Source organism: Lapidilactobacillus salsurivasis (genome assembly GCF_054785215.1).
The window spans coordinates 354,241-370,887 of sequence record NZ_BAAABI010000002.1; the positions used below are offsets into that span (position 1 = coordinate 354,241).

Below are 16,647 nucleotides of genomic sequence, written 5' to 3' on the forward strand. Positions count from 1 at the left end.
CCCCTACTTTTCTTGTGCTTGTGTTATGATTCCCGGAAAATCGACGAATTGTTGACAGAAATTGGTCAACCTGGCGAGATCGCCCCGATCAGCGTCTTGGTCGATTTTCAGAACCGCGGTTGCGCGCAAGGCGCCTAAATGATTGAGCAATTGGTCAAAATAATCCAAGGCCCGCCCAAAATGGCGATGCTTGATCGACCCGGAACCCGTGACCCCATAGACTTTCCCCCGCAAATCGGCCGTTTGTAACTCGTCAAAGAAGGCTAAGGCCTCATCGGGAATCTGACCGTCATGATAAGTATAACTGACCATGATGAATCCAGGCAGCTGTTCCAGATCAGCCACCTTGACTGTTTCGATATTGAAAAGTTGCGTCGGTTGGCCCAAGTCCGCAAATTGTTGCTCGAGAAACTGAGCGATCTGTTCATTGTGCCCGGTTCGGCTGGCGTAAATCAAACCAATTTTATCCATTTCTTCCACCCCATTCTCAAATTGTCACGACACCTAAAGCGTTGAAGCAAATCGTTGAAACGGCTGAAACATGTGAGTCTATTTTAACACGAAGATTGGGAACATCCTAGCCATGCCCGTCACACATCTTCGAAAAAAGCCTGAGGCAAAGCCAGCCCGTTCGCGGCGGGCCCTAACTTGGACCCCCACCAACAAAAAAATAGCCAGTCCAAGGTGGACCGGCTAGGTGACAACAACGCCCGCTGACATTGATCAACTGGACTTCACAGCGCGGCGGCTCAGGGTGCGTCAACCCCGGCTGACCACGACTTAATCGCTGGCCGCGCTGACGGCGATCACCGCGTCACTGACGGTGATTTGCTTAGTGATCAGGCCCTCATCGTAGAACAGATCGGCGATCCGTTGCTGCTCCTTGACGACGGCGCTGGTCATGGCAGTCATGGCGTATGAACGCCGTGTCACCATTTTCTTCACGATTGTTTTGGAAAGCCCCAATTGTTCGCTCAACATGCTGATCAGTTTGGTCTGGTGTTCGTTGGCCCAGGTCATGTCGTCTTGGAGGTATTCCAATAGATATTGCGAAACTTCGGTATTGTTCTTAGCAAAGGTGCTGGTAGAGAGAATGAAATCGCGGCTGTTGGTCACGCCACCAGTCCCATTGAAGAGAATCTTGGCGCCTTGATTGACTTGCGCCGTGGCGGTCATTGGATCCCAAGTCGCCCAAGCGTCAACTTTCCCTTGAGCAAAAGCCACACTGGCCGCGGAGTTCGTCAAGTTGACCCAGGTGATATCCGTGGAACTCATCCCCGCCTTTTCCAGCGCGCTGAGCAATAAATAGTGGGAAATCGTGCCTTTGGTGTAGGCGACCCGTTTGCCTTTCAACGCTTGGATCGAGGTGATCTTTGAGTTCGCGGGTACCAGAACGGCTGACCCCTTCGCTTTCGAAGAGCCCGAGGCGATATAAACCAAATCGACCCCGGCAGCTTGGCTGGTGACCGGTGGCGTATCGCCGGTGCGGGCATAATCAACGGCGCCTGATTTCAGCGCCTGCATCAGCGCGGTGCCATCCTGGAATTCCTTCCAAACGACTTTGTAGCCCTTCGCTTTCATTTTCTTGGCGAAAACCCCGCGTTGCCGGGCAATATCGAAAGGATCAGCCTTTTGGTAGCCTAACACGATTTTCGTCAGGCCGGTACTCGTCGTATGTAGTTGGCGATAGCCAAACCCAGCAACAACCAGCCAGATCACTAGGAAGAACCCCAGTAAAATTTGTCTTGTTTTCCGTTGCATTAGGCACCTCCGGCCATAGATTCTAGTAGCTGCGCACGTAACTGGGCGCGGACAACCTTGCCGATTGAATTACGAGGCAACTCTTGTTGATAATAAATCAAAGTTGGGCGTTCGAAGCGCGCTAAATGCTTCGCGGCATACGCTTGAATTTCATCGGTGGCGGCAGTTTCGTCCACCCCTTCCCGCAAAACCACCACGGCGGTGACCGCCTCGCCATAAATTTCATCTGGCAGGCCGACGATGGCTACTGCGGCAATGAAATCCAATTCGTTCAGCACCGCTTCAACATGATTCGGGGCAACTTTCTCGCCGCCGCGACTGATCATTTCTTTACTGCGACCATTGATGAACAAATAACCATCCTGATCCAGATAACCCAGATCCCCGGTCAAAAACCAGCCATCTTTGAACGATTCCTGATGAGAATCCAAATAATCGGTGATGACATGGTCACCACGAAGCGCGATTTCCCCGGTAACTTGCGGTTTGTTTGTAAATTGACCGTCCCGATAAATCATCAGTTCGGTCCCACAAGGTTTCCCCGCCGAGCCGATTTTCGGCGCGTCCAGCGGATTGATCGTCGCCTGACTGGCGGATTCGGTCAGACCATAGCCTTCCAGGATTTTTGTTTTGAAACGATTTTGGAAGGCGCTGAATTTGTCCTTTGGTAAGGCAAAGGAAGAGCTGCGGACAAAGCGCAGGCGTAATTGATCCCGATATTTCAAATATTGTTGATTGGCCGCCGGGTTCAAGAGTAAGATCGTGATGATCGTTGGCACCACCGCCGACCATGTGACCTCATTTTCAGCCAATTGTTGCCAGTAATGAGAAGCGCTGAATTTCGGCGCGATCACAATCTTGCCACCAGCCAGGCGCATGGACAACACCGACATCACTTGGGCGTTGATGTGGAATAAAGGCATGGTAACCAAGACGGTGTCAGCGGCGGTCATTTGTTGACTGGCCACATTGTGGTGGGCCTCGTTGATAATCATTTGTTGGGTCAATCCAACCCGCTTCGGCTTACCAGTCGTCCCTGAGGTGTTCAAGATCAAGGCCAGGTCCGTGGGCCGCACCGTTCCCGTCGGCGCCACATCGCGAAAAACCAACTTCGCGAAATTCGGTAAAAGCCACAGCGAGTCCGTCGAACGCAAGTGAAGCTCAATCGGTTGCAGACCCAAGCGCTCGCTCACACCCGCCACCAATTCCGGTTCCACAATAGCCCCGGCGTAATCATGCGCCTGCCAATCACGGACCAATTCTTCAACCGGGGTCGTGTTGGACAACGGATGGGCAATGATTCCGCGTGCCCACAGCGCTTGCATCAATTCCGGATAGACCGCGTGGTTGCCTAGCGTCAGAACGATTTGATCTTGATAACCAATTTTTTGAGCGGCGAAGGCGGCCGTCAGTTGAGCCACATCGGCAGCCACATCAGCCCCTGTCAACCAAGCCGCGGCAGCCACATTTTTCAAAAGTGGCCGTTGGGGAAAGTCTGCTAATTGTTTTTGTAAAACATCATTTAATTCAGTCATGTGCGGGAACTCCTTTCTTGCGGCGGAACTTGGCGAGAAACTTCAACTTCTGGGGACGGCCGATCAAATAGCCAAAAGGTGTCACCCGGTAACAGAAGTAGGCCAAGCCAAACGAACCGCCTAAAACAAATAAATAACCAAGGGGTAATAACAGTAAGAGCAACCAGCTAGGCGTATAAGCCAAGTAGGCCAACACACCGCGAAGCATCATTAAAGGGATGGTCTGGACCAAGTAGATCCCAAAGGCGACGCGCGCGGACAAATGAATCCCCGTGGTCATTGTTTCACTTAACTGCGACCGTTTCTCAGCGTAGTTAAGCCCGATCAGGAAAACAAAAGCCACCATGATCACGGCGTAAAGCATCATCAGCGGTTGATGGATCTCGACGGCTTTGGCGTAACTAAGTCCTAACACGCGGCGATTGAAGAAATACAAACCAACTGTTGCCAGAGCGCCAACGCCAGCGGCCCAATAAATGCGACGAGCATGCCGTCTTAAAAGCGCGACCACCGCCTGATAATGGATCGCCGTATAGGCGCCAGCGACGAAATAGAATTGGTAAGTCAATAAATTCATGCCATACGCCCGAAAAAGATAGGGCCAGCCTGAGCGGTCCACACCGGGCAACCAATATTTGATCAAGGTGACCAGCGTCAATTGCAGGAGGAAACTCACCAACAAGATTTGTTCATGATGCCCTGCCAAGCGTTGGAATAACTTCACCAGTAAAGGAAAAACCAAATACAATTGGAAAATCACGAAGACATAATATAAATAGAAGCGATTGCCATGGAGCACCGCGGATTTGAAACCCGACCAGAAATCAGCGCCAGTTAGGCCCGCGGTCGTTCCGGCCAAGGTGATGGCCAAAAGAATCGCATTCCAGGCGAGATAAGGGATCCCCACACTACTGTATCGTTTACGCCAGAAGGTCAACCAATTCGTGTTTTTCCGCTGGTAATAATTCAAGAATAACACCACGCCAGTCATGAACATGAAGCCCATCCGCGTGAAGTGCAATGATAAATGCGTCGCGTGGAGGAACAGTTGACCGGCGGACCCAGCCGCCATGCTCTGGGAGAAGACCGAGGTGGTATGATTCAACAAGACACCGAAAATAAAAATGATCCGCATCAAGTCAACTTCGTGTAAATAGGGGCGTTTGGCCTTGCCGGCAGAGTCCTTCTGTTGACCAACCATGAAAGTAGTGGCGACCCCAGGCCCATTAACCGGCGCGCTGCTAGTGGATCGCTGGTTGCGCGTTGTTGAGGATACCATCAACTGGCCTCACCGACAATCTCCTGGAGCACCCGCTCGGCGACAATCGCCACCTCAGCAGGATCTTGATGATCGCGGACCTGCTCCTCATATAAGTTGGTATGGTCCTTGATGACCACGATCCGATCCGCCATCCGCGCCGCTTCTTGAACATCATGAGTCACTAAGATCGTGGTCAATTGTTGTTGCCGACAGACGGATAAAATCAGATCCTGCATATTCCGCCGCGTCAACGCATCAAGCGCGCCTAAAGGCTCATCCAGTAAAAGCAGTTGTGGCCGCGCCATCAAAGCGCGGGCCAACGCGACCCGCTGCTTTTGACCGCCTGATAATTGCGCCGGATAAACATCGGCGAAGTCGGCCAACCCGACCAGCGCCAACATTTTGCGTCCCTGTTGTTGTAACTGCTTCGTCTTTTGCTTAAAGGTGACATTTTGTAGCACTGTCATCCAAGGTAGGAGCCGATCATTTTGAAACATCACCCGAATTACCGGACGATCACCGGCGAAGGTCAAGGTGCCACTTGTTTGTTCCTCCAAACCAGCAATCAAGCGTAGAAGCGTACTTTTGCCACCGCCACTCATCCCCACTAGGGCGACGAATTCGCCTTGGTCGATTTGAAGATCGGCGTTGCTCAGTGCGGTTTTATCGGCGTATTTCTTTGTTAATTGACTAACGGTCAACATTGTTGCGGTCAAATCAATGACCTCCTTTCTGTTGTTGCCAGCCTAGCGCCAGCGTTTCAATATTCTTAGCGATCAAATCGGAAAGTTTCCCTAATAATGCGTAGATCACAATACAAAGTAGGATGGTTTCCATATCCATGAAGTTCTGAGCGTTGGTGGCCATGTAACCGATGCCGGAATCCGCGGCCATGGTCTCAGCGACGATCAAGGTGGTCCACATCACGCCTAGGGCATAACGAAGCCCCATTAGGATCGTTGGTAACGCCCCCGGGAAAATAATCTTTGTAAAGAGCGCCTTGCGGGACAAGCCATAGGAGCGTCCCATTTCAATCAATTCCGGATCAACGGACCGAATGCCGTGGAAAGTGTTGATGTAGACTGGGAACATCACTCCCACCGCAACCAGTGAAATCTTCGCGACTTCACCGATCCCCAAGGTCAAAATAACCACGGGAATCAGCGATAGGTGCGGGATATTACGCAACATTTGAATCGAACTGTCGGTCAAGGCGCGCATATGGGTCGACAACCCATTAACAAAACCTAGTAGAAAACCGATGCTGCCACCAATCAACAACCCCATTGTGGCGCGGTACAGGCTGATACTAATATTCTTCGGCAAAGTGCCATTAACGGTCAGACCAATGCCGTCTTGAATCACCGCCAGCGGTGAAGGCAAAGTGCTACTGGCGACCCAGCCGAAACTGACCACCGCTTGCCAAGCCACGAGCAGCGTCAACGGCACGATCCAGGGTAAAACTTTTTGCCAAGAGATTTGCCGCCAACCGGGGCGTTTCAATTGTGGATCAAGGGAATGTGTTTTATTGAGAACTGCTGTATTTTCCATCTGGAAGCACTCCATTCATTGTTTCTGCAAGTCACGCGGTCACACATCTAGGCGCTGGTAAGCAGATCATCGACCTTCAAAGCAAGGTGATTACGTTTAAGTTGTTATCAAGATTACGCCCTAGTTGCGAAACTTTGACGGACGCACCGTGATGAAACAGGTAAGTAAATATGAATAATCATTAGCCAAATATGAATTTTTATCAGTAAAAGCTAATTGGCCTTGACATTTGTAAGACCGCCCTACCCTTGAAACACCACGATTTGAAGCAAGTTATGCCAACCCGTGACCCCCAAAAATATCGACTAATCGCCAACAAATCGAAAAAAATCAAATTTGTTCTTCCCTTTTTCGTATTTTCTGGTAAAATAAATAGTGTTGTTGCCGCTGTGGCGGAATTGGCAGACGCGCAGCGTTCAGGTCGCTGTATCCTCACGGGTGTACAGGTTCGACTCCTGCCAGCGGCATTTTCAACGATATCTCGGCTCGCTAGCAATGAATTTTGCTGAAGGGGCCTGATGTCAAGACCTGATTAAGACTTCCAATTTATTTTGGAGGTCTTTTTATTTTTACTCGGACAAAATAAGCCCGCGTCAAAATAGATAAAGCAGGTATCGCTGGTCCCAGTTTGATCAGCGATACCTGCTTTTTGGTTTTAGGCGCCGCATTCTTGGCTTCAATCATGCTCCTTGTTCATCGCAAAAATTACTTCAAATTATTCAACCAGCTATGGTCGCGCAATTCGTCCAGGTTTCTGATAAATACGGATTGCAGCTTGATAAACCGTTTCAGTGTATGGAAGTATTACCGATTGAGTAGGATGCTGATTACCAAGTCGCGCTTGGGTAGTCATTACCTTCCCCCCAATCTTTATCCCCGCAGTTTAATGACATGCTTGGGTCAAATATTGTCTAGATCGACTTCTTCATCAGTTCCTTAATGATCACCTGACTGACTCTTTTCACTTTGATTGAAAACAATTTGTAGCTTTGGAAACTGAATCGCAATCCAGTCAACGATTTCTTCGTTCCTGGCCCATTCAGAATTCGCATCCAACCCAGACTCATATAAGAACGCATGAATCAGCTCATGGCGCAAGGTTTTTCGAGTATACACTTCTAAATCTTCCAACGAATTCTCATCAGCAACGAAATCACCGATATAAATATTTATTGTCGAAGTATCAGTAACCGCATCGAAATTCTCTAAAATAGGTTTGTCTGTCTTGCCACATGCAAATGAACTGTGTACTCAACCCCCAGAACCTTGACTTTATCCATTATATCGCCTCTGCCCTAGGGTTCAATCAAGCCTCCAAAGCAAACCCTGAAATATTAATTTGATTAAATACCGCATTTCTCTTTACTGAGTAGCCACGCCAAAATAGTCGAACTTCAATTCACTATCACCATTCTCGAGATTCTCAACTTTTTCGAATTTTAGCGTTTGTCCTGCCTTCAACCAAATAATCAATGACTTTTCTTTTTCCATTTCTACCATTCCTTTCAATTTTGGGTACAAAAATAGCACTTAGCCGAGTACTAGGTGCTACATGCCTGCCATTATATCTAAGATGCTCTCACACATTTTGCCGATTGGAGTTGGCTCATACTCGGCGTCAAATCCCTTAGTTTGAAGAAGCGTAGAAATGACGTCGTCAATTTGAAAATATTCGTCATCCGTTAACGTCTTTTCAAAGTCCACTTTAACGCCGTGATTACGCATAAACTCAATTTGGTCTTTCGAGAACATCATTTCTCACTTCCTTTGCCGTATCGATTTCGAAACTTTTTACTTGTTGGATAGGTTGTAATGACCTGTTTTGTGTCCGGATTCAGAACCACAACAGTTCGTTCGCCAATAAACCGTTTGGCACGTCGACCAAAATCATCTACCTCTACTGGATCCTCGTGCATTGGATGTGCAAGCGCCTCGGCAATATCAGCATTAGTTATTTGCCGTTGATTTTTTCGAACTCGACTGTGTTTACTGTTTACGAATTCTTGACCTTTGGACGTTGGTGCAATTTGTTTCCTCAATTTAATTTTAGCATCTTTATTAGCCTGAGCCAACTGTAACTCACGTTTCCTCTGCCACGTTTTTTTTCGCTTTTCACGTGCTGCAGCTTGCCTTTGCGGCTCTATTCGTTGTCGTTCTTTACTTCTTCTGATTCTTTCCTTTTTCGTCAAAGTGTAACTGCCATATTTATCTTTGACGTACTTCCGCTCACCCTCTTGGCCTGTGTGAACTTTTTCTCTCTTTCCGTCGGCTGGTTGATAGTCCACCTGCAATGACAACGATTATCTGATCACTCAAAACGATTACCTTTACTTCAGAGGTCTTTTCATTGGCTAGTTATTCAACTTTGCGCGCTATTTTATCAACTATTCCCTTATAATAGCGGTCTTGATATGTTTAATTTTCAATACTATACTTTTTGACGCCGCATAGTCGGGTCAATAGTAGCCAATTGACTTAGCTTGACAAACCGTCGAAATAGCCCCTATCATTAATTACTGTGTTTTACAAAATCAATCAGCACTAAAGAGCCCGCCGTACTCAGTGACGTGCGTTGTTTGATCACGGTAGTGGCGCCCATCGATCGAAAACGGCGCTATCCATATAGAGAGGATCAGTGAAATGCGTTCATCAACTGAAATGTTTGCTTTGATTTTAAAAAAGGCCCAAACCGACCCCCGGATCCGGGCGGTTTATTTGGAGGGTTCGCGGGTGAATCCTAGCGTTCCTAAAGATATCTTTCAAGATTATGACATTGCTTATGTCGTTGACGACATCAAACCATTTTATCAGGAGCAAGCTTGGTTGGATCAGTTTGGTCCGCGGCTTTATTGGCAACTTCCTGACGACAACGCCTACTTTCCACTAGCGGAAGCCGCCGATGCGTATGGCTGGTTGATCCAATTCGCGGATGGCAATCGCCTGGATCTGCATGTTCGGACACTCAACAACGCCCTGAATCATCTGAAAATGTATCAGATCCTTTTGGATAAGGATCATTGCTTGCCTCAACCGACCGAATTGACAGACCAACGTTATTGGGTGCAACGCCCCACTAACGCCGAATTTCGGGGGACCTGCAATGAATTTTGGTGGTGTTTGAACAATGTGGCTAAGGGCTTGTGGCGCCAAGAACTCCCCTACGTTTTGGATATGTTGGACTTCAACGTCCGGCCAATGTTGAAGCAAATCTTGAATTGGCAGATCGGCGCGGCTCATGATTTTCAGATCAGTGTCGGTAAAAATGGTAAATATTACCGCCAACTTTTGCCAACTGCGGTTTATCAGCGCTTCCTCGCCACTTACGCGACCGGCGATGTTGCGGCTGTCTGGTCAGCTGTGACGGTCATGTGCGATCTCTTCCAAGAAGTCGCCGGCCAGTTGAGCCAGCAACTAAACTTGACTTATGATTGGCAAGAAGCCACCAATAGCCGCCTCTTTCTTGATCATATCCGCCAGTTACCAGCCGATGCTTCAGAAATCTACTGATCAGTCGCTCCTGTTGCCCATAAATAACCGCCAAAAAAAAGGGGGGCTGATGGTTACTCACCACTTCCATGCTTGTTTCGATAAAACCTACACCCGTTTAGCAACACCGTCAAATTTCAGAACGCCTAAAAGCGGCGGTGAGTCGTAAAATCGAGTTGCCCTTGTGGCGCCACGGCGAATCAATGCAAGCTTGATTTTGATGATTGCTAAATTGTTTCGGTAGATTTCAAAAAACTATTGAAATCTACGTGTAAATTCGATATGATATTATATGTAGTTTTTAACAACATGCGGGTGTAGTTTAGTGGTAAAACATTAGCTTCCCAAGCTGAAGTCGCGAGTCCGATTCTCGTCACCCGCTTAGCTGGAATCCTTGATCAACAAGGGTTCTTTTTTTATGAGCAGATTTTAAACGAATGTGTCAAAATCCGATGCGATCTCCATCCCCATCTGACAAACGCCTTTACGAATCCCGGCAACACCACTATCATGGAGAGTAGTTGTTGCTAGCTGTGGGAAGTGCCTGGCAATCGGCAGTTGGGAATTTGGGTCAGTAGACTGAGAAATGAAATAAAAAGGATGGGTGTCACAATGATCGATTTAACGGAACCAATTCTTAGGCAAGTGATTCAACCGCGACCGGCGGAAAGCCATAAAGGAACTTTCGGTCGCGTTCTTGTTGTGGGTGGCAACGAACAATATGGCGGCGCGGGGATCATGAGCGCCAGCGCCGCCTTGTTTGCAGGCGCGGGGCTGGTGACACTGGCCAGTGCGGCGGTCAATCGCACGGCGCTGCATGCCCGTCATCCGGAGATCATGTTTTTGGATTGGGCTGAAACTGCCGCCTTACGCGCAAGCATTCAAAGCGCTGATGTGATCGTGGTTGGCCCCGGCCTAGGACTTGATCCAGGTGCGCAGGCGCTTTTACGGATGGTGTTCACCGCAGTCAGCGCCAATCAAAGCCTGATCGTTGATGGCTCGGCGCTAACCTTAGTCGCTGGCGGGGCCATCCCCTTGCCCCAACAGCCACAATTGATCCTAACGCCCCATCAAGAAGAATGGCATCGCCTGAGCGGGCTGCCAATTGCTCGTCAAACAGTCAGTGCCAATCAAACCGTGCTGGCTCAACTACCGGCGACGACGATCTTGGTCCTGAAGCAACATCGCACCCAGATCTATGCTGGTCAGGAGGTTTTCCGTAACACCACCGGCGTCGCGGCGATGGCCACTGGGGGCATGGGTGACACCTTGACCGGGATCATTGCCGCGTTTTGCGCTCAATTCGGTCAAAGCAAAAAACCGTTACCAGCGACACTGGCAGCGGTCTATCTTCATGGTTTAGCCGGGCAAGAACTGGCTCAGGATCACTATGTTACGCTTCCCAGCCAAATCTGTCCCCAATTACCTATTCTAATGGCGCGTTTCAGCTGTGCTGGCCTTTAAGGCAGTTAATTCAGCGGCGGTCAATTCACGATAAGCGCCACTGGCCAGATTTTCAGGCAAGCTCAAAGGGCCAAAGGATTGGCGTTGCAATTGTAAAACCGGATGGTCAAAAGCCATCAGCATTCGTTTAACTTGATGATATTTACCCTCAGCAATCGTCAGCGCCACTGTCGATTGCTTTTTTTCGGTGTCCACTGCGAGAATTTCTAGTTGCGCCGGTTGCGTGGTAAAGTCGCTCAACTTGATGCCTTGAGCGAAGATGGTGCTGAGTTCCGGTTGAACCAAGCCAGCCACCGTGGCCAGATAACGCTTGGCGACGTGATATTTTGGTTGTAATAAGCGGTGCGCCAACTGGCCATTATTAGTGATCAACAAAAGCCCAGTGGTGTCGCGATCTAAGCGGCCTACTGGCGCTAAGTCACGATAATGGGGCAACGTTGGTGCTAGTAACTCCAAGACCGTTGGCGCCGTCAGATCCGTGGTCGCGGTCAAGACTCCCGCTGGTTTATTCAATAAATAATAACCAAACTGAGTATAGACCAGGAGTTGCCCCGCAACGGCGACCAGATCGGCGGAAGTCACCTGCTGGCCCGCGTTTTTGACCACTTGACTATTGATGGTAACGACTTTTTGCTTGATCAGGGCCCGCACTTCTTGGCGACTCCCCTGACCCATGTTTGCCAGATAGCGATCAATTCTCATCTAATGTGTAACCTCCGCCGTAAACCGCTGATGCGATTGCCAATGATGCGATCAGCCAAACGCGTTCTCAAGATTAGATACCCATAAATCGCGACGCCAATGACCACAGCAATAATCAAAATGACGGCCGCGTAGATTTTTCGTTCTGGGTTCATGACCAACGACAGCAAATTGACCGCCGTTGCCGTCACTAAATACATCAGCGCAGAGAACGCCAAGATCCCCATCATCCGCCGCGCCGTTTGCTTGACACGGAAACCATAAGTCCGCAATAGCGAACCCAGCATCAATAAACAGGTGACCAACATCCCCAAGCCAGTGGAAACCAGCGGCCCATAAACGTTGAAAAACGCAATCATCGGATATTGGAGAATTAATTTCGTGGCAATCCCCACGACCAAGTAACCCATCGCCCGTTTGTTTTGATAAAGACCTTGCATCACGGCCGCTAAAACAGTAAATAGTCCCGAGAGGATCGCCGTAAAGGCATTCAAATGTAACACGCTGATTCCCAGGGCGTCATAGCCATAAAACAACGTATACAATGGTTCCGCCACTGCCGCCACACCAAACGCTGAAGGGACCATAATGATCAGAAAGAGTTGCAAAATGTTGGTGATCTGCGCCGACATATCACGCCGATCTTTCCGGGCGTACGCCGCCGACAACAATGGCACTGCCGCCACCGCCAATGCGGCCGCAAAGGAGATGACGATCATCACCAATTTATTCGAGTTGAAGTTGAAGATTCCGAAATAAATCTCCATCTGCTTCTTGGTGACAATGAAGAATTTCGGTAACATCCGAAAGAATGTGTATTGATCGATCAATTGGAAAATCGTGATCCCCGAGCCAATCAGAATAAAAGGGAGCGCCTGGCGCAAAATATCGATGACCAACCCCCGGGGGGAAACACGAATCTCATTATCAGACTGCGCCACCAACCGATTGATCTGCGGACGCTGGCGTAAATAAAACCAGACCAAAACCAAGATGCCAAATAAGGCGCCAATAAATGCCGCAAAAGTTGATTGGACCACAGCCTCTTGATAACGACCATGGTTGATTTTCATAATTACAAAAGTTGCGCCCAATAAATAAGCGACTCGGGCCAGTTGCTCCACCACTTGCGAAATCGCGGACGGTGCCATTTCCGAGAACCCCTGGAAGTAGCCTCGAAAAATACTTAGGAACGGAATGATCAACACGGCCCAACTGAGCGCGTGATAAACAGGAATCTCCTCGGGACTTTGGGCATATAGCGGCGCGGCAAAATACATGATCGCCGCCGAGACAACGCCTAGGATCGCCATGATCCGCACGCCCGTCTTGAACAGTTGTTGCCCGATTCGATATTCATTCAACGTATTATAGTGGGCCACTTGCTTGGCGATCGCGCCGGGGATCCCGGCCGTCGAGATCATCAGGAAAATCGAATAGATATTGTATCCCTTGCCATACAAGGCGTTGGCCAGATTACCTGTTTCCGCGTTGCCGATCATTGGCAGCCAAGCCATAATGTAAACGGCCCCTAGAATTCGCGAAAAGACACTTCCCGCCGTGATCCAAGCAGAGCCACGGACAAAAGTATCGCGGTTAGTCTCCGATTGTGCGGGACTGACCGCGTGTGGTCGATTTGTTTCTTGCGCCAATCAAAACGCTCCTTTAAGGGGGTGCGTCTCCGTCAACAGGACTCACCCCGATAATCTCAAACATCCATTAGCTTTTATTGTACCCCATTCAACAAGTAAATAAAACCGCGACCGGCAAACAAGCCGTGGTTGCAAGCTAGAATTGTATTTTTGCGCCCTGATAACTGAGCGTTGACCAGCAAAGCCAGCTCAGATCAGGTCAGCTAAATCGCCCCTGCGCAACGAGGATCAGCGCTTGATGGCTAATGACCTGTCGGCATCTAAAGCCAACGTCACCTTTTCAACCAAACTAGACAAGATTTGCCACCGCCGACGAGCATTGTTGGTTTCCTTTTCGCGCTAAATCATTAAAATATAATTACAGGAACAAAGCTTGACCCGCGATAAACCAACTGGGGGCGCGTCCGTATGGAAAGAGAAATAGCCTTACAAGTTTTAGACGATCTCATCAAAATACCGACGGTTAATGGCTGCGAAGGCGCTGTAGCTGTATACCTTCGAGATTTGTTACACCGATATCAGATTGACAGTCAACTGATTCCACTACCGGGAAACAATAACCGAGTCAATTTAGTCGCGGAGATCGGTCCCAAACGAGGCCCGATCTTAGGCTTTACTGGGCATCAAGATACCGTGGCGGTCACTGATCCACAAAGATGGACGTATGGCCCATTTTGGCCGCAACATCGTGATGGTCATATTTTCGGACGGGGATCAACCGATATGAAGAGCGGCCTGGCTGCGATGACACTGGCCCTGATTCAATTAAAGCAGGATGCACATTTCCATGGTCGGGTGCGCTTGCTGGCTACTGTTGGTGAAGAATTAGGCGAATTGGGTGCCCAACAACTGACGCAGTTGGGCTACGCGGCTGATTTAGCTGGGCTAGTCGTCGGCGAACCCAGCAACGCCTCCAACGCGCTGATTTTGCAACGGCTGGGCGGTAGTGGCTTGGTTTCCATGCCAGCCACAGCGCCACAAGCTTATGGTCGGCATCTGCTCTTTCGCGGCCACAAGGGCTCACTGGACTACATGGTCAGCGCCACCGGCAAAGCGGCTCACAGCGCCCTACCCAACTCAGGAATCAACGCGATCGACAACCTTTTAGCTTATTACCAAGCGCAACAACTTTACTTCCAGAAATTGGCAACGATCGAGAACAATTTACTGGGCCCGATCAACGCGGCGGTGACCGTGATTCAAGGCGGCGAGCAGGCGAATACCATTCCCGAGCAGGCACGCTTACAGGTGAAGATCAGAACGATCCCGGACTATCCCAATCAACGGATCGAGGCCGATTTGGCAGCGCTGGTCACCCAGCTTAACGATGCCGATCCTCATCTCAAACTGGTGCTCACCATATTGTCCAGCCAACCCGCCGTCATCACCCCTTCTGCTTCACCATTGATCCAAGCTGCCACCAATGCGTATCAGAAAATTTGGCATGAACCCGCCTTAGTTTTAGGCGCGCCTGGTGGTACTGACGCCTCCCAATTCATTCAAGGAACCCCCCAACTTCCGGTGATCATCGCCGGTCCCGGAAACGAAAGCGCCCACCAAATCAACGAATTCGTCAATCAGGTGGACTACTTGGATTATTGTGAACTTTATCAACTCTTGGCCAAAATCTATTTTGGTGAGATTCCCTTAGATTCCCGCAATTAAGTCGGGATAGTGGACCTCACAACTGACGGCTGATTCCTCTAGGCCAATAACTGACCTAGAACGCGTAAGACGCCATTCTCCTCATTTGAAGGCGCACGGTAATCCGTCAAATCCAGCAAAATCTGTTCAGCGTTCGCCATGGCGTAAGCACGCCCAGCCAGCTTGAACATTTCCTGATCGTTGGCGCTGTCGCCGAAAACAACCATTTGTTCAGGGGCGATCCGGAAATGCTCGCCTAAGATTTGCAGACCAAAGGCTTTATGCAACTTAGGATTGATCATATCTAAATAACCAAACCCAGAACTGGTCACATGTAGATCAGGCCAATCCTTGAAGGCCGCTTCAATCAGCGGCACTTCAGCAGGCTCAACTCGCGCCGTCAACTTGAGGATCTGTTTGTCTTTGATTTCCGTCAAATCATCAAACTCTGCTAGACTAGCGCAGTAGTGTTCTGATTCCTCTTTGAAGAATTCCGCGGAATTTGCGGGGAAATAACCAGCCTCTGGGGTGGAAACAATATAGTTCGCGCCAGGAATCGCCTTAACCGCAGCTACCGCCCGGGTCAAAGTGGACCAGCTGAGCCCACCACAGAAGACTTCGCGGCCGTGAGCCAACGTTAACGCGCCATTTTCCGCCACGAAATTCAATTGATCCCGCAAATCATCCGGAAACAGCCGCGCCAAATGGGGGTATTGATTGCCACTAGCGACGACAAATTCGATGTTCCGTTCCTGCATCACCTTAAACAAACGCCGAAATTCGGCCAGATCATAATGATTGTTATGATCTACGAAAGTTCCGTCGATATCAACGGCCACCAATTTCAAATTATCCATGTTCCACCTCAAATAATGTTCTAGACTTCCATTATAGCAAAGACGTGACACTGAAGACGATTTTTCAACAACTTTCTTTCCGCCTTTTCAAGCAAAAAAGTGTGAGCCGACCCGGGTAGCTTCTGAGCATTAGCCTAGCAATTGTTTTGGAAGCCGCACTATGCTTCCGGAACAATTGCGTAGCTAAGCGGAAGAATCTAGGTCGGCGAACACGTTTCTATCTTGTCCGCGGCTTGCGCTGCGAAATTCGGGGTGAGCTCGCTGTGGGCGTCACTTTGAGCTTCGCAAAACCCGAAAATCTCAAAGCTGAGCCTTGTCCTAAGCGGCAGAGCCGCCAAGGACAATTTCACGGCGATCTCACCCCGAATTTCTCCGCTCCAGCCGCTCAACGTTTTAACAGCCGTTTGAGCATTCACGCCGGCCAGCAAGCTATGACCAATTGATGGGGATCCACGCAATTGACGGCCGTGATTAGTGGTCTCAATCCTTAGATTGGTGACGCCATGAAAGTACGGCCGATGACTCAGATTTAGTTTCGATGAACCCGATAAATCCGATAAACCCATCGCATTACGGTCTTTCGCGGGTGGCAATTGGTTGACTCCAGCTCACAAACGTCCTTCGCCAAATTATCCAATTTGATTGCAGATGAGCTGATTCCCACTTAATGATTGCCTGGCGCAAGCAAAAAAAGCGTGTTTCTGACAGACACTGCGGTTGACAAAAGCCACCGC

General features: G+C 49.3%; 17 protein-coding genes and 2 tRNA genes. 5 read left to right on the top strand and 14 right to left on the bottom strand.

Features of this window, described 5'->3' with window-relative positions; genetic code table 11:
• Positions 1–3 precede the first annotated feature (3 nt).
• The 6 genes from ACYVSB_RS03600 to ACYVSB_RS03625 all read right to left on the bottom strand — a co-directional run bounded on the left by ACYVSB_RS03600 (position 4) and on the right by ACYVSB_RS03625 (position 6,108).
• Positions 4–471: a flavodoxin domain-containing protein gene (locus tag ACYVSB_RS03600; RefSeq protein ID WP_461218449.1), complete on the bottom strand. Its 468-nt coding sequence runs from the start codon at positions 469–471 to the stop codon at positions 4–6.
• Positions 472–780: 309 nt separating this feature from the next.
• Entirely contained in the window at positions 781–1,761 is a 981-nt protein-coding gene (locus ACYVSB_RS03605) for an aliphatic sulfonate ABC transporter substrate-binding protein (RefSeq protein ID WP_461218450.1), read from the bottom strand.
• Positions 1,761–3,296: an AMP-binding protein gene (locus tag ACYVSB_RS03610; RefSeq protein ID WP_461218451.1), complete on the bottom strand. Its 1,536-nt coding sequence runs from the start codon at positions 3,294–3,296 to the stop codon at positions 1,761–1,763. The genes ACYVSB_RS03605 and ACYVSB_RS03610 overlap by 1 nt, the downstream gene beginning before the upstream one ends.
• Positions 3,289–4,575: an acyltransferase gene (locus ACYVSB_RS03615; RefSeq protein ID WP_461218452.1), complete on the bottom strand. Its 1,287-nt coding sequence runs from the start codon at positions 4,573–4,575 to the stop codon at positions 3,289–3,291. The genes ACYVSB_RS03610 and ACYVSB_RS03615 overlap by 8 nt, the downstream gene beginning before the upstream one ends.
• The gene (locus ACYVSB_RS03620; protein ID WP_461218453.1) at positions 4,575–5,273 is read right to left on the bottom strand and encodes an ABC transporter ATP-binding protein; all 699 of its coding nucleotides are present in this window, start codon (positions 5,271–5,273) and stop codon (positions 4,575–4,577) included. The genes ACYVSB_RS03615 and ACYVSB_RS03620 overlap by 1 nt, the downstream gene beginning before the upstream one ends.
• 1 nt (position 5,274) lies before the next feature.
• Complete coding sequence (locus ACYVSB_RS03625; RefSeq protein ID WP_461218454.1) at positions 5,275–6,108, bottom strand: ABC transporter permease subunit; 834 nt, start codon at positions 6,106–6,108, stop codon at positions 5,275–5,277.
• A 383-nt stretch (positions 6,109–6,491) separates the two neighbouring features.
• Between ACYVSB_RS03625 and ACYVSB_RS03630 the strand changes: the two genes are divergently transcribed.
• A tRNA-Leu gene (locus ACYVSB_RS03630) sits at positions 6,492–6,575 on the top strand.
• 469 nt (positions 6,576–7,044) lie between these two features.
• On the opposite strand, the gene ACYVSB_RS03635 is transcribed toward ACYVSB_RS03630, so the two are convergent.
• From ACYVSB_RS03635 to ACYVSB_RS03650, 4 genes are all read right to left on the bottom strand, one after another.
• Positions 7,045–7,239, bottom strand: coding sequence for a hypothetical protein (locus tag ACYVSB_RS03635; RefSeq protein WP_461218455.1), 195 nt, complete (start codon positions 7,237–7,239; stop codon positions 7,045–7,047).
• Positions 7,240–7,470: 231 nt separating this feature from the next.
• Positions 7,471–7,599, bottom strand: a complete 129-nt coding sequence (locus ACYVSB_RS03640; RefSeq protein ID WP_461218456.1) for a hypothetical protein — start codon at positions 7,597–7,599, stop codon at positions 7,471–7,473.
• Positions 7,600–7,656: 57 nt separating this feature from the next.
• Complete coding sequence (locus ACYVSB_RS03645) at positions 7,657–7,863, bottom strand: hypothetical protein (RefSeq protein ID WP_461218457.1); 207 nt, start codon at positions 7,861–7,863, stop codon at positions 7,657–7,659.
• Positions 7,860–8,405 carry a hypothetical protein gene (locus ACYVSB_RS03650; protein WP_461218458.1) on the bottom strand — a complete coding sequence of 182 codons (546 nt, stop codon included), beginning with the start codon at positions 8,403–8,405 and terminating at the stop codon, positions 7,860–7,862. The genes ACYVSB_RS03645 and ACYVSB_RS03650 overlap by 4 nt, the downstream gene beginning before the upstream one ends.
• Positions 8,406–8,748: 343 nt before the next feature.
• Here ACYVSB_RS03650 and ACYVSB_RS03655 point away from each other — a divergent pair, with 343 nt between their 5' ends.
• From ACYVSB_RS03655 to ACYVSB_RS03665, 3 genes are all read left to right on the top strand, one after another.
• Positions 8,749–9,615, top strand: coding sequence for an aminoglycoside 6-adenylyltransferase (locus tag ACYVSB_RS03655; RefSeq protein ID WP_461218459.1), 867 nt, complete (start codon positions 8,749–8,751; stop codon positions 9,613–9,615).
• A gap of 290 nt (positions 9,616–9,905) precedes the next feature.
• Positions 9,906–9,976 (top strand) — tRNA-Gly (locus ACYVSB_RS03660).
• Between the two features lie 230 nt (positions 9,977–10,206).
• Positions 10,207–11,058 (top strand): NAD(P)H-hydrate dehydratase, encoded by an 852-nt coding sequence (locus ACYVSB_RS03665; RefSeq protein WP_461218460.1) that lies wholly within the window; start codon positions 10,207–10,209, stop codon positions 11,056–11,058.
• Here the strand turns inward: ACYVSB_RS03665 and ACYVSB_RS03670 are convergent.
• Both ACYVSB_RS03670 and ACYVSB_RS03675 read right to left on the bottom strand, forming a co-directional pair.
• Positions 11,026–11,760: a pseudouridine synthase gene (locus tag ACYVSB_RS03670; protein ID WP_461218461.1), complete on the bottom strand. Its 735-nt coding sequence runs from the start codon at positions 11,758–11,760 to the stop codon at positions 11,026–11,028. The genes ACYVSB_RS03665 and ACYVSB_RS03670 overlap by 33 nt on opposite strands.
• Positions 11,757–13,412 carry a putative polysaccharide biosynthesis protein gene (locus ACYVSB_RS03675; RefSeq protein WP_461218462.1) on the bottom strand — a complete coding sequence of 552 codons (1,656 nt, stop codon included), beginning with the start codon at positions 13,410–13,412 and terminating at the stop codon, positions 11,757–11,759. Before ACYVSB_RS03675 ends, ACYVSB_RS03670 begins: the two co-directional genes overlap by 4 nt.
• Positions 13,413–13,820: 408 nt before the next feature.
• Between ACYVSB_RS03675 and ACYVSB_RS03680 the strand changes: the two genes are divergently transcribed.
• Positions 13,821–15,077 (top strand): M20/M25/M40 family metallo-hydrolase, encoded by a 1,257-nt coding sequence (locus ACYVSB_RS03680; RefSeq protein WP_461218463.1) that lies wholly within the window; start codon positions 13,821–13,823, stop codon positions 15,075–15,077.
• 38 nt (positions 15,078–15,115) lie between these two features.
• Here the strand turns inward: ACYVSB_RS03680 and ACYVSB_RS03685 are convergent, their stop codons facing one another.
• Together ACYVSB_RS03685 and ACYVSB_RS03690 are read right to left on the bottom strand one after the other, a co-directional pair.
• Entirely contained in the window at positions 15,116–15,913 is a 798-nt protein-coding gene (locus ACYVSB_RS03685; protein WP_461218464.1) for a Cof-type HAD-IIB family hydrolase, read from the bottom strand.
• A gap of 197 nt (positions 15,914–16,110) precedes the next feature.
• Positions 16,111–16,506, bottom strand: coding sequence for a hypothetical protein (locus tag ACYVSB_RS03690; protein WP_461218465.1), 396 nt, complete (start codon positions 16,504–16,506; stop codon positions 16,111–16,113).
• Positions 16,507–16,647: the final 141 nt, after the last annotated feature.

Coding starts and splice junctions, on each gene's coding strand:
- ACYVSB_RS03625 (WP_461218454.1), bottom strand. CDS start 6,108: ATGGAAAATACAGCAGTTCTCAATAAAACACATTCCCTTGATCCACAA.
- ACYVSB_RS03670 (WP_461218461.1), bottom strand. CDS start 11,760: ATGAGAATTGATCGCTATCTGGCAAACATGGGTCAGGGGAGTCGCCAA.
- ACYVSB_RS03600 (WP_461218449.1), bottom strand. CDS start 471: ATGGATAAAATTGGTTTGATTTACGCCAGCCGAACCGGGCACAATGAA.
- ACYVSB_RS03680 (WP_461218463.1), top strand. CDS start 13,821: ATGGAAAGAGAAATAGCCTTACAAGTTTTAGACGATCTCATCAAAATA.
- ACYVSB_RS03615 (WP_461218452.1), bottom strand. CDS start 4,575: ATGGTATCCTCAACAACGCGCAACCAGCGATCCACTAGCAGCGCGCCG.
- ACYVSB_RS03640 (WP_461218456.1), bottom strand. CDS start 7,599: ATGGAAAAAGAAAAGTCATTGATTATTTGGTTGAAGGCAGGACAAACG.
- ACYVSB_RS03605 (WP_461218450.1), bottom strand. CDS start 1,761: ATGCAACGGAAAACAAGACAAATTTTACTGGGGTTCTTCCTAGTGATC.
- ACYVSB_RS03645 (WP_461218457.1), bottom strand. CDS start 7,863: ATGATGTTCTCGAAAGACCAAATTGAGTTTATGCGTAATCACGGCGTT.
- ACYVSB_RS03665 (WP_461218460.1), top strand. CDS start 10,207: ATGATCGATTTAACGGAACCAATTCTTAGGCAAGTGATTCAACCGCGA.
- ACYVSB_RS03610 (WP_461218451.1), bottom strand. CDS start 3,296: ATGACTGAATTAAATGATGTTTTACAAAAACAATTAGCAGACTTTCCC.
- ACYVSB_RS03655 (WP_461218459.1), top strand. CDS start 8,749: ATGCGTTCATCAACTGAAATGTTTGCTTTGATTTTAAAAAAGGCCCAA.
- ACYVSB_RS03685 (WP_461218464.1), bottom strand. CDS start 15,913: ATGGATAATTTGAAATTGGTGGCCGTTGATATCGACGGAACTTTCGTA.